Annotated in this window: 12 protein-coding genes; 3 read left to right on the plus strand and 9 right to left on the minus strand. The window is 66.1% G+C overall.

Annotated elements, in window-relative coordinates; all coding sequences use genetic code 11:
• Positions 1-48: 48 nt before the first annotated feature.
• The 5 genes from groL to ACTHQS_RS16845 form a co-directional block, all read right to left on the minus strand.
• Positions 49-1,683: a chaperonin GroEL gene (gene groL, locus ACTHQS_RS16825; RefSeq protein WP_214941959.1), complete on the minus strand. Its 1,635-nt coding sequence runs from the start codon at positions 1,681-1,683 to the stop codon at positions 49-51.
• 289 nt (positions 1,684-1,972) lie between these two features.
• The gene (locus tag ACTHQS_RS16830; RefSeq protein ID WP_440171214.1) at positions 1,973-3,208 is read right to left on the minus strand and encodes an ABC transporter substrate-binding protein; all 1,236 of its coding nucleotides are present in this window, start codon (positions 3,206-3,208) and stop codon (positions 1,973-1,975) included.
• 32 nt (positions 3,209-3,240) lie between these two features.
• Positions 3,241-3,447, minus strand: coding sequence for a cold-shock protein (locus ACTHQS_RS16835; protein WP_141180812.1), 207 nt, complete (start codon positions 3,445-3,447; stop codon positions 3,241-3,243).
• Positions 3,448-3,511: 64 nt separating this feature from the next.
• Complete coding sequence (locus tag ACTHQS_RS16840) at positions 3,512-4,153, minus strand: LytR C-terminal domain-containing protein (protein WP_440171216.1); 642 nt, start codon at positions 4,151-4,153, stop codon at positions 3,512-3,514.
• Between the two features lie 50 nt (positions 4,154-4,203).
• Positions 4,204-4,533, minus strand: a complete 330-nt coding sequence (locus ACTHQS_RS16845) for a DUF3263 domain-containing protein (RefSeq protein ID WP_440171218.1) — start codon at positions 4,531-4,533, stop codon at positions 4,204-4,206.
• A gap of 150 nt (positions 4,534-4,683) precedes the next feature.
• Between ACTHQS_RS16845 and ACTHQS_RS16850 the strand changes: the two genes are divergently transcribed.
• Together ACTHQS_RS16850 and ACTHQS_RS16855 are read left to right on the plus strand one after the other, a co-directional pair.
• Positions 4,684-5,454 carry a uracil-DNA glycosylase gene (locus tag ACTHQS_RS16850; RefSeq protein ID WP_440171220.1) on the plus strand — a complete coding sequence of 257 codons (771 nt, stop codon included), beginning with the start codon at positions 4,684-4,686 and terminating at the stop codon, positions 5,452-5,454.
• Between the two features lie 13 nt (positions 5,455-5,467).
• Entirely contained in the window at positions 5,468-6,307 is an 840-nt protein-coding gene (locus ACTHQS_RS16855; protein ID WP_440171222.1) for a siderophore-interacting protein, read from the plus strand.
• Between the two features lie 34 nt (positions 6,308-6,341).
• On the opposite strand, the gene ACTHQS_RS16860 is transcribed toward ACTHQS_RS16855, so the two are convergent.
• The 3 genes from ACTHQS_RS16860 to ACTHQS_RS16870 form a co-directional block, all read right to left on the minus strand.
• Positions 6,342-7,829, minus strand: a complete 1,488-nt coding sequence (locus tag ACTHQS_RS16860) for a threonine/serine ThrE exporter family protein (protein WP_440171223.1) — start codon at positions 7,827-7,829, stop codon at positions 6,342-6,344.
• Between the two features lie 34 nt (positions 7,830-7,863).
• Positions 7,864-9,180 (minus strand): peptidoglycan bridge formation glycyltransferase FemA/FemB family protein, encoded by a 1,317-nt coding sequence (locus ACTHQS_RS16865; protein ID WP_440171225.1) that lies wholly within the window; start codon positions 9,178-9,180, stop codon positions 7,864-7,866.
• 153 nt (positions 9,181-9,333) lie between these two features.
• The gene (locus ACTHQS_RS16870) at positions 9,334-10,467 is read right to left on the minus strand and encodes a lipid II:glycine glycyltransferase FemX (RefSeq protein WP_440171227.1); all 1,134 of its coding nucleotides are present in this window, start codon (positions 10,465-10,467) and stop codon (positions 9,334-9,336) included.
• 120 nt (positions 10,468-10,587) lie between these two features.
• Between ACTHQS_RS16870 and ACTHQS_RS16875 the strand changes: the two genes are divergently transcribed.
• On the plus strand, positions 10,588-11,133 hold the full coding sequence (locus ACTHQS_RS16875) for a TspO/MBR family protein (protein ID WP_440171229.1): 546 nt from the start codon (positions 10,588-10,590) through the stop codon (positions 11,131-11,133).
• Positions 11,134-11,182: 49 nt separating this feature from the next.
• Here ACTHQS_RS16875 and ACTHQS_RS16880 read toward each other — a convergent pair.
• Positions 11,183-11,659: L-serine ammonia-lyase, iron-sulfur-dependent, subunit alpha (locus tag ACTHQS_RS16880; protein ID WP_440171231.1), on the minus strand; the 477-nt coding region annotated here is incomplete at its 5' end.

An 11,659-nucleotide genomic window follows, 5' to 3' on the forward strand; every position in this document is an offset into this window, starting at 1 on the left:
GGGCCGCATCCTTTATAACTCTGGCGGGGCAGGTCCCGGCCTGGAGGCTTAGAAGCCGCCCATGCCGCCCATGCCGCCCATGTCGTCGCCACCGGCGGGAGCAGCGTTCTTCTCCGGCTTGTCAGCCACAACGGCCTCGGTGGTGAGGAACAGGCCGGCGATGGAGGCCGCGTTCTGCAGGGCAGAGCGGGTCACCTTGACGGGGTCGTTGACGCCGGCAGCCAGCAGGTCGACGTATTCGCCGGTTGCTGCGTTCAGGCCGTGGCCTGCGGGCAGGCCGCGGACCTTGTCGACAACCACGCCGGGCTCAAGGCCGGCGTTGAAGGCGATCTGCTTCAGCGGGGCGTCGATGGCCACGCGGACGATGTTCGCACCGGTTGCTTCGTCGCCGGACAGCTGCAGGTTGGCAAATGCCTTGGCACCGGCCTGGATCAGGGCTACGCCGCCACCGGCGACGATGCCTTCTTCAACGGCAGCCTTGGCGTTGCGCACTGCGTCTTCGATGCGGTGCTTGCGTTCCTTGAGCTCAACCTCGGTTGCGGCTCCGGCCTTGATGACTGCAACGCCGCCGGCCAGCTTGGCCAGGCGCTCCTGCAGCTTCTCACGGTCGTAGTCGGAGTCGGAGTTCTCGATCTCGGCGCGGATCTGGGAAACGCGGCCTGCGATCTGGTCGGCATCGCCGGCACCTTCGACGATGGTGGTCTCGTCCTTGGTGACAACAACCTTGCGGGCCTGGCCCAGGAGTTCCAGCCCAGCCGTTTCCAGCTTGAGACCGACTTCCTCGGAGATGACCTGGCCGCCGGTGAGGACGGCGATATCGGCCAGCTGGGCCTTGCGGCGGTCACCGAAGCCCGGGGCCTTGACGGCGACGGACTTGAAGGTGCCGCGGATCTTGTTGACGATCAGGGTGGCCAGGGCCTCGCCCTCGATGTCCTCGGCGATGATCAGCAGCGGCTTGTTGGACTGCATGACCTTTTCCAGGACAGCAACCAGTTCCTTGACGTTGGAGATCTTGGAGTTGACGATCAGGATGTACGGATCCTCGAGGACCGTTTCCTGGCGCTCAGCGTCGGTGACGAAGTAGGCGGAGATGTAACCCTTGTCGAAGCGCATGCCTTCGGTGAGTTCCAGTTCCAGGCCGAAGGTGTTGGACTCCTCGACCGTGATGACGCCTTCCTTGCCCACCTTGTCCAGGGCTTCCGCGATGAGGGCACCGATCTCGTCGTCACCGGCGGAGATGGAAGCGGTTGCTGCGATCTCTTCCTTGGTTTCGATTTCCTTGGCGGAGTTCAGCAGCTCGGCGGTAACGGCCTCGACAGCCTTCTCGATGCCGCGCTTGAGGGACAGCGGGTCGGCGCCGGCGGCAACGTTGCGCAGGCCTTCCTTGACCAGGGCCTGTGCCAGGACGGTGGCCGTGGTGGTGCCGTCACCGGCAACGTCGTCGGTCTTCTTGGCAACTTCCTTGACCAGCTCTGCGCCGATCTTCTCGTAAGGGTCGTCCAGCTCGATCTCCTTGGCGATGGACACACCATCGTTGGTGATCGTGGGGGCGCCCCACTTCTTTTCGAGGACGACGTTGCGTCCACGCGGGCCGAGGGTGACCTTAACGGCGTCGGCGAGGGTGTTCAGGCCACGCTCAAGGCCGCGGCGTGCCTCTTCATCAAATGCAATGATCTTGGCCATAACGGCAGTAGTCCTTTCGGGACAGTCGTTAAGAATGAACCTTCGCTGCAGTGCCCGCGACGGACGATCCTTTGCCGGCGGCCTCTGTATGCCTCCGGGCGGGGATCTCACTGAAGTGAGGTGTTTCTTTCGCTCCTCGACCGGTGCCGCGCGCCGCCGGCCGGAACCAGGCTTTGCTTAGCAGTCGGTGCGTCAGAGTGCTAAGTCAATAATTAGCACTCCCCAGGTGAGAGTGCAAGCGAAAAGACGCTGCATGCCCCGCGGGGAGCCGCCGCTTCGCCCAGGGCGATCAGCCGGAGTGTCCGGCTGTCTCCCTGCCTGAGAGCGAGGGGTTGTTGTCTGCCCGAAAGGTGTACACGGAGAAGACAGCCGTGGTGATGTCGCCGTTGGAATCGAAGGCAACCGGGCCCGACTCGCCGTCGTAATTGATGTCGGGGCCGCCAGCAAGGCCGCCCAGGCATTCCTTGTAGCTCAGGCAGGGGGTGGCCGGTGTTCCGGCGCCGGAGTGCGGCGTCCCTCCGGAAACGGGAATCAAGTTGGCCGCGATGGAGCGTCCGGCATCATCCTGCGCGCGGGCTGCGGCGAGGCCGGCGAGCGTGACGGCGTCATAGGTTTCGGCAGCGTAGGAGACATCTTTGAGGGCAGGGTCGACCGCCAGCAGCCTTGCCTGGAAGCCGGCGGTGGGCAGCCGTCCCGGGACGATGGCGCGGGCACCCTCCAGGGCCCGGGGTGCCAGGCCGGATCCGTAGCGGGCAAAGGCGCCGTCGCTGAGGATGATGCGCGAACCACTGAGGCCGGCATTGTTGAGTTCGGCCAGGGCGCCCTGTGCGCCCTCGCGGGCAATCAGGACGACGGCGTCCGGCCTGGCTTTGCCGGCGGAGCGTGCGGCCTCGCCGGCGGCCCCGGCCTTGAAACCCGACCCGGGAAGGACCGTGAGTCCGGACTTTTTCGCCGCGTCCGTGACGGCAGCCGAGAGGTCCTTGCCGTAAGCGCCTTCCTGGTAAAGCACGCTGATGGAGGCAGCGCCGGCGTCCTTGGCGAGTTTGGCCAGCACAGGGCCTTGGGCGACGTCGGCTGCGGCGGTCCGGAAATAGTACCCTCCGCTGGCCAGCCCGGAGAGTCCGGCAGCGGTATTGGCCGGAGAAATGAGCGGTATGCGCGCGTGGGACAGGGTGTCCACAGCAGCGTCCGCGTGGCTGGAGTCCGTGGGTCCGACCACCACGTCGGCTTTGGCGGCCGCCAGGTCCTTCGCCTGCCGCGCGGTGTCCTGGTCCGGGTGCACCGGGAGGAGCTCCACCGGCCGGCCTTTGTGTCCGCCGGCGGCGTTCATGTCCTGGATGGCCAGTTTGGCGGCAGCCAGCTGGGGTGCATTAAGGAAAGCATTGTCCCCGGTGTTGTCCAGGATCAGGCCCACCCTCAGGACCCCGTCGCCGGAGGCCTCAGCCGGTTCCACCCTGGCGTTGCCGCCGGCGCCGGCGCAGGCTGTGATCGAAAGAAGTGCTCCGACGGATACGGCGAACGCCACCCGGGCACGGACTCCTGGGCGCAGGGCATGCCTCACTGCGCGGGCCGGACGTTTTCCGCCTGCGGGCCTTTTTCGCCCTCGCCCACATCGAGCTGCACGCGCTGGCCCTCGGCCAGCGCCCGGTAACCCTCCCCCTGGATAGCGGACCAGTGGACAAAAATGTCATCACCGGAGCCGTCAACGGTGATGAAGCCGTAGCCCTTTTCAGCGTTGAACCATTTGACGGTTCCCAGTGCCATGGTGAACAACTCTTTCCGTTGGGGCCAGGTGGAGACCGGGCCGGCGTGACTGGACGGCGTGCGGCTACCGGTAACCCGGGCCCAGCACCACGACGAGCGGTGCCTGGAACTCGGTGCTGCTCACCACGGTGGGGATGTTCAGCAGCGCGGCAAGCGCCTGGGCGCTTGCCAATTGCTGGGGGCCGGCATAGAAGATCACGGAGGACTTCTGCGGGGCTCCGGACCAGTTGCCCACCGGGCCCAGCCGCCAACCGTCGGCCTGGACAGTTCCGCCTATCCGGCTGGCCAGCCCGGCGGTGCCGGCGGCGTTGTAGACGGCAACTGCCTGTGTCCTGTCGACGGTGGCCTGCTGGGTGGGAGTAGCTGTGGGTTCCGGCTCCGGCTCAGTACTTTGGATTGCTTCGGAAGAGGCGGAGGGCACCGGGGAGGCAGTGGGCACGGAAGCCGAAGGCGTGGCCGGCGGGGTGGATCCGGCGCCGGCCAGCGGAGCTGACTCCACGCTTGCCGACGCCTGGGTGGCGGTGGTGTTGAAACCAAGTTTGGGAAGGATCAGGAAGGACACCAACCCAATGGCAAGGGCCGCCACTCCCATGGCCAGGATGGGCCACAGCCGCACGCGGGACGGGGCCGAGGCCGTCCGGTGGACACCTTGTCGCGACGCAGCCTCCGGGACCTTGTCGAATTCATCGCGGGCGTATCTGGTCATGGTGGAAGGACATCCTTGGTGAGTGCGGCTGGTGTGCCCGCAGGGGCGTCTTAAGCGTCGGATCCCAGGCGGCGGGCTGTGCGTGCACGATGGCGCGACGTACGTAGTCTACGCAATCTCTTGACCAGCATGGGATCGTGGGCCAGGGCATCCTCGCGGTCGATCAGTGCATTGAGGAGCTGGTAGTAATGTGTCGCGGAAAGGTCAAACAGTTCCCGGATGGCCTGTTCCTTGGCCCCCGCGTACTTCCACCACTGCCGTTCCAAGGCGAGCATTTGCTGCTCGCGCTCGGACAGGGAGGATTCACGAAGGCTGAAATCCGCCAGCAGGGACTTCCCTGGATCCTGCTCCGGCAGGTCTTCCCGGGCCGGTTCCGCCACGGCACACTCCTTCGCTTGTTACTGTCAATGTCTTACCCCTATGCTAGCCGCCGAATAACAGGGGTGTCATTTGCGCCCCCGCCCCGATGGAGGGTTCCGGCCCGCCCTTTTCTTTAACAGGCCCAGGACCGTCACTGCAACAATGGAACGATGGTTGAATCGGATGCGCTGTTCGAGCTGCAACAGGACCCGGCGGACGCCGTCAGCTTCGCCGGCCTGGCGCAGCTGCCACTGGGAGAGCTGATGGCTCCGGACTGGGCCGCGGCGCTGCAGGGCGTCGAATCCCAGCTCCGGAAGGTCCTGGCGTTCCTTGCAGACGAAGAGGCGGCCGGGCACCAGCTCCTGCCGCCGCCGTCGAGCGTCCTGCGCGCCTTCCGCCAGCCCCTCGCGGACGTGAAGGTCCTCATCGTGGGGCAGGACCCCTACCCCACGCCGGGACACGCCGTCGGCCTGTCGTTTTCGGTTGACCCGCACGTCCGTCCCCTCCCCCGCAGCCTGGTCAACATTTACCGGGAGCTGGAATCGGACCTGGGCATTCCCCCGCGCGTCCATGGAGATTTGTCCGCGTGGACAGAGCAGGGTGTGCTGCTCCTGAACCGGGTGCTCACCGTCAGGGCCGGCGCGGCGGGCTCCCACCGGGGCAAGGGCTGGGAGGAAATTACGACGGCGGCAGTCACCGCACTGGCCGCCCGCAAGTATCCGGACGGGTCCAGGACGCCCTTGGTGGCAGTGTTGTGGGGCAAGGAAGCTGAGGGCGTCCGGCCGCTCCTGGGCGGGGCCCCCGCGGTCACCAGCCCGCACCCCAGTCCGTTGTCCGCGTCCCGCGGTTTTTTTGGTTCCAGGCCGTTCAGCCGCGTGAACCAGCTGCTCCGGGAGCAGGGTGCGCGGGACGTAACCTGGGAACTCCCGCCGCTGCCCTAGCTAGGCTTGCCTTATGAGCACCGTCCCCGCCGCCACAAGCGCAACCAAGAAGAGCCGCCCGCAGGTCAACCTCACCGTGCTGCGGAAGGAACAGCTGTCCCCGCACATGGTCCGGATCGTGGCCGGCGGAGAGGGCTTCAGCGATTTCGTCAACAACGGGTTCGTGGACCGCTATGTGAAGATCGTCTTTCCACAGCCCGGCGTGGAGTACCCGTCCCCGCTGGACCTTTGGACCGTCCGGGAAACCATGCCGCGCGAGCAGTGGCCCTTCACCCGCACCTACACCCTGCGCTGGGTTGATCAGGAGGCGCGGGAACTTGCCATCGACTTCGTGGTCCATGGCGACGAGGGGCTCGCCGGTCCGTGGGCGGCCAACGCCCAGCCGGGTGAGACGATGATCTTTACTGGCCCCGGCGGCGCCTACAACGCCAATCCCGAAGCGGACTGGTACCTCTTTGCCGGTGATGAAGCGGCCCTGCCCGCCATCGCTGCCTGCATTGAGTCACTGCCGGCAGGAGCAACCGGGCTGGCCTTCCTTGAGGTCGGGTCCGAGGCCGACATCCTGCCCGTTTCCGCTCCGGCAGGGCTGGAGATCACCTGGCTGCCCCGCAACGGTGCCCCGGCGGGTTCCAGCGACCTGCTGGTCACCGCAGTGGCGGACGCGGAATGGCCAAGCGGCAGCGTGGATGTCTTTGCGCACGGCGAACGCAGCTACATGAAGGCCCTGCGCGAGGTCTTGTTCAAGCAGCGCGGCCTGGAGCGCCGGCAGGTGTCCCTCTCCGGGTACTGGGCGCAGGGCCGGGTGGAGGACGTGTTCCAGGCCGAGAAGAAACTTCCGGTCGGGCAGATCTAGCCTGGGCCCGGCGGGCGCTGGCCGCGGCCGTTGGCTAGCGGCGGCGCGCCCGGCGCCGCTCGTTGCTCGCCAGGCTGCGCGTCAGCGGACGGGCCAGCACGTCGCCCAGGACGATCCCGCCCGCCGTGCCCAGCACAATGGCACCGGCGCTGAGCATCCCGCCGGCTCCGGCCAGGACCTCGGTTTCCTCAACGGTGAGCACATACATTGACCGGAAAATCGTGAGGCCAGGCAGCAGGATCAGTGCCGCGGGAACAGCCACCACCAGCTGCGGTGCGCCCATCCGCAGGGCCACCACCCGTGCCAGCAGGCCAATGACGACGGCGGCCATGGCGGGTGCAAAACGGTCCCCGACTCCCAGCAGGCCGCAACCCAGCAACACCAGGTAGCCGGCCACCCCAACGGCCGCCGTGGGCAGCAGGAGCTTCCAGGTGGTCTGTTCCGTGATGCCGATGGCCATCACCGCGGCGGCTACGAAGAGGACCAGGACCCACAGATCGTAGGCGGGCGGGAAGGTCTGCGTGACGTCGATGCGCTGCAGCCCGGTCAACTCCCCCACCACGAAGGCAACAGCGATTCCGGCCACGATCGCACCGAAGGTCAGCAGCGTGGACAGGAACCGCCCCGCCGCGGTGACGGGGAAGCCGTTGATGGCGTCCTGCACGGAGGACACCAGGCGGCCGGTAGGCAGGAGCAGCAGGATGCCGCCCACCACCACAATTGACGGTGACGCGGTGAGCCCCAGCTGCCACAGCAGCAGCGCCAGGATGGTGACCACGAAGGAGCAGCTGGCGGTGATGAAGAAGTCGGGCACCCGCCACCGCCCCAGCTGCCGGGCCAGGAGGCTGATGCCGATATTGGCTACGAACGCGATGGCCGAGGACACGAGGCCGCCGCCCAGCACCCCCACAAAAACGGCGGCGAAAACACCGAACGCGGCCGTGACCATCCACCGCGGGTACGGCTTGGGACTGGTGATGGCCTCGTTCAGCCTGCGGATCGCCTCGTCACGGCCCACGCCGCCGGCGACGATGTCGGTGACCAGCTGGTGCACCTTGGCCAGGCCCGCGTAGTTGTTGGTCCATGACCTCACCACGCGCAGCAGGGCGATGGGGGTCTGGTCCTTCGGCGCATAGTTGATGCCGACGGACTGGTTGGTGATGTCCACCTCGATGTTCTTCAGCCCCAGGGCCGCCGTGACGGCGATGATGCTGGTTTCAACTTCCAGGGCGCCGGCCCCGTAGCGGAACATGGTCTCAGCCAGGTGCAGGGCGAAGTCCAAGGTCTTGCGTGCGGACGTGTCCACGCCGCCCACCTGGATGGTGGGATTGGCATAGGGGCTGCCGGCAAGCCGGTCCACGATGCTCAGCGGAGCCGTAGGAGGATTTTCGCCCTGCACCAGCCGGCGCAGCATCCTCTTGGCGGCAGCGTCCTGCCGAAGCTGGGCAGGGGTCAGCGGTTCCGTCTTGGGCAGGCCGTCAGTTGTCGGCCTGGATCCTGGCCGTGGGGGCCGGTCAGTCATGCCCGTTTCCTCCCTGTGTGCGGTTGGTGGATGGTCAGGCTGCGCGCTTCAGCGGCAGTTTGCCCATCAGCGTACGGGCGGCAGCCGCAGCGGACCTGGCCAGCCTGTTGGCGTGGAAGACCGCGGGCCGCACCGGCAAGACGAAGTCCCCCACCAGCTGGACCACCTCCCCGCCGAAGCCCTTCTTGAATTCGTAGCCGCCGTGGCCTTCCTCGTCCTGCCCCGAGATGCCGAACGTGCCGTAGAAGTTGTACCGCGGGTAGCCCTTTTCCAGGGCGTGCAGCATCATTCCCCAGTAGAGGGAGGTTGCACCGTTGAAGTAGATGTAATCCTGGACGGTGCCGCCGATGACGCACACCACCTCATCGCCGTAGCAGACGAAGTGGATGGCCGCCACGGTGGCCGTTCCCACGGAGTCGGGGAAGCGCTCGATGTCCTTCAGGCTCCGCTCGTAGCTGTCCACCAGGTCCTGGACAACCTTGAGCCGGTTGGCTTTTTTCTTGCTGCCGGTCTCCTCCACCTCGCGGCGGAGGTCCGCCGCCGTGGCCGACTCCGCAGCCAGACGCTCGGTGATGGACTTTCGGTAGGCCGGGATGTCGATCTTGGCCATCATCAGCTTGGTGAACTCCGCAGAGGTGGTGCGGAGCAGGTTCTCGTAGTAGGCGCGTTCGCGGTACACGAACCCTTTCTCGTCGCCTGCACGGCTCAGTGCACCGTAGAAATCGTCCAGCGTCTCCAGGGTGGCCTGTTCCAGGAAGACGCCGTTCTTTTCGGCCTTGCGGATGGCCTTCCGCGTCCGGTAACTGGTGCCCATGATCAGTTCTTCCGCGTCCTGGATGCCCACCAGGTTTTTGATGAACATCCAGTTGACGTTGACGAAGTTCATGTCCAGGCCCTGGTGCTGGAATCCGAGGCGTTCCAGGTCCGCCACCAGCGGCCGGTTGTCCTCGATTTCCGGGTGTTCGGCGCCGTCGGCGTCCCGTGCGATGTACCTGATGTTGGGAGAGATCCGCAGTTCAGCAGCTTTGCGGCCTGCCGCGTGCTTGCGGAGAAGTTCGACGACGGCACTCACCAGTTCACGGTCTGCATAGTCCATGAGGGGGCCCTTGGCACACTCGCAGACGGTGTAGCCCAGCCGGGTGGTGGTGTAGTTGAGCTTTCCTGCGGCCACGAGTTCGCCGTCGCGCCGGACCCCGAAGAGTTCCACCTGCTGGCCCCGGGCACGCTGGAAGCGGGCAAAGTCAATGGATTGCAGGAAGCTGTTTTGCGGGTGCTTCAGGGCGAAGGCCTCAAATTCTGCGTCGCTGAGGTTGGCGTATTCAAGCCCGGTCGCGGCGGAAACTGGATTCAAGGGGTGACCTTCTTCTGGACTCTTCGCGGCCGGTGGGCTCGCGCTGGGTGGAGGGGTTCAGGACGGACGGTGTTCAGGGCGGGCGGTGTTCAGGGCGGGCAGCACGGGGCGGGGCCGGCGGGCGCCTGGGCGTGCGGTCCTTGCCGGCAACGGTCAGTAGAACTGCTGCCCGGTTCGTGCGGTTTCGATCCGGCGGAACACCTTTTCCCCACCGTTGACCCAGAGACGGTGCCGGAGCGGGGACAGGATGTAGTCGTGGCAGCCCACAAAGTCGGTGACCGTCTTGGTGAAGCTGGTCTTGAACATGCCCATTCCGTAGAGGTTGTGGGTCTTGTCCTTGATCCGCGCAGCCGGCGGAGTGCCGCAGAAGTCGTACTCCGTGCAGCCAAGTTCCTGCATCCGCCGGATGGCCGCCCACTGCACCAGGTGCGAGTCCCCGTACTGCTTGCGGTTCTGGGTGGAGCCGCCGTCCTTGTACGTTGCCTTGGCCCCGTAGTTGATGACGAAGGCACCCACGCTGGGTTTCCCGTCCTCATAGACGAAGAAGAAGTTGCCCTGGCCGCGGTTGCAGAACTCGTCCCAGAACCGCTCGTAGTAGTCATAGCTGCGCAGGGGCATTGACCCCTTTGCGCTGACGGTGTTGGCCATCAGGTCGTACAGGGCGCGGTAGGTCTCCGGTCCTTGTTCCTGCCGGACCACCTGGCAGCCCTCACGCTCTGCGCGCCGGATGGCGTTCCTGGCGCGGGAAGAGATGGCTTTGAATACTTCCTCTTCCGTGCCGGAGATATCCAGCAGGGCGGTGGAATCGTTGGACTGGATATTGGGGGCTTTGGCCAGGTGGGCGGCTGCGAGTTCCCGCCGCGCCTGCTCGGAGTCGATGATGTCCGGTTCCACCTTGATGGTGAAGACATTCAGCTTCCTGCTGCGGACCAGTTGCGCGCACGCTTCGAGCGCAGGTCCCAGGTCTGCTGCACCGGCGAGGTCAGGGCCCTTGATGAGGTACCAGAGCCGTCCCAGGATGGGAAAGCTTTTTTCCAGCACCAGGTTGTAGCTGGAATTCCCGCCGCCTTCGAGCACCAGGAACCGGATTTTCCAGCCGCTTCCGTTCTTGACCGATGCGTAGGCGGCAGACTGCAGCATGTTGCCGCCGTTCGGGTTGGCCGTGACGTGCTTGTCCCAGTTCTCAATTTCCTCGGCTGTGGCAAAACGTGCGGTGAATTCTCGCAAGGGGGCCGTGTCCAATCGGGTTTGTGCGCGGTTTCGGTACTTCTGGATGCGTGCGGACATGCAGCCTCAAGTCTAAAGCCTCATACGCTCCCGGCTTTTCTCCGGCGTGCCCCGGACGGCACCCACGGGGTGCGGAGCGCCGCCTTGACGAAGCTCGGGAGGTTCAACAAGGGTTGGGGTATGAGGCCGGATGGGGAACAGCGCGCCGCTCCCGCAGGACGCGGCAGGCAGCCGTACAGTGCCGGGGTCCAGGCGGCAGGGCTTGCCGGTTTCCTGGTGGCGTCACTGCTGGTGGCGGCCCTGGGCGGCCTGGCTTCAGCGGCCAATGTCACGGGCTGGTACGCCACCGCGGACAAGGCCCCCTGGTCTCCGCCCAACGGCGTGTTCGGCCCGGTGTGGACCATCCTCTACACGGCAATGGCCTTGGCGGCGTGGCTGGTATGGCGTAAACGTACCGATGGCACACGGCAGGCCATGGTGGTGTATGCCATCCAACTGGCCCTCAACCTGGCCTGGACCCCGGTGTTTTTCGCCCTTTACCCAGCCCTTGGTACGGCGGCCCTGTGGTTGGGGTTGGCCATCATCGTGGCCTTGGTTGCCGCGGTTACGGTGACGGTGCTGCATTTCGGTCCCATCAGCCGGACGGCGGGACTGCTCCTGCTGCCCTACGTCTCATGGCTGGTGTTCGCTGCAAGCCTGAACTGGTGGGCGGCAACACACAACTAGGCTCACGGGCATCGCTCGGGCCGCCATGCTGCCGGGTGTCGGCGGGGTGTCAGCATTCGACGACGTTGACGGCGAGGCCGCCCATGGCGGTTTCCTTGTATTTGGAGGACATGTCTTTGCCGGTTTCGCGCATGGTGATGATGACTTCGTCCAGGGAGACGCGGTGGGTGCCGTCGCCCCAGAGCGCCATTTTCGCGGCGTTGATGGCCTTCGCGGCCGCGATCGCGTTCCGCTCGATGCATGGGACCTGGACCAGCCCGCCGATCGGGTCACACGTCAGGCCCAGGTTGTGTTCCATCGCGATTTCGGCGGCGTTCTCCACCTGGGCGGGGGTGCCGCCCATGACCTCGGCCAGGCCCGCGGCGGCCATCGAGGACGCGGACCCGACCTCGCCCTGGCAGCCCACCTCGGCCCCCGAGATCGAGGCCTGTTCCTTGTAGAGCACCCCCACGGCGCCGGCGGCGAGCAGGAACCGCACCACCACGTCGTCCCGGTCTTCCTGGGTGGCCTGGTCCATGCCCGGGGC

Origin of the sequence: Arthrobacter sp. SAFR-044 (assembly GCF_051965175.1) — a bacterium.
In the GTDB taxonomy this organism is placed as follows: Bacteria; Actinomycetota; Actinomycetes; order Actinomycetales; family Micrococcaceae; genus Arthrobacter.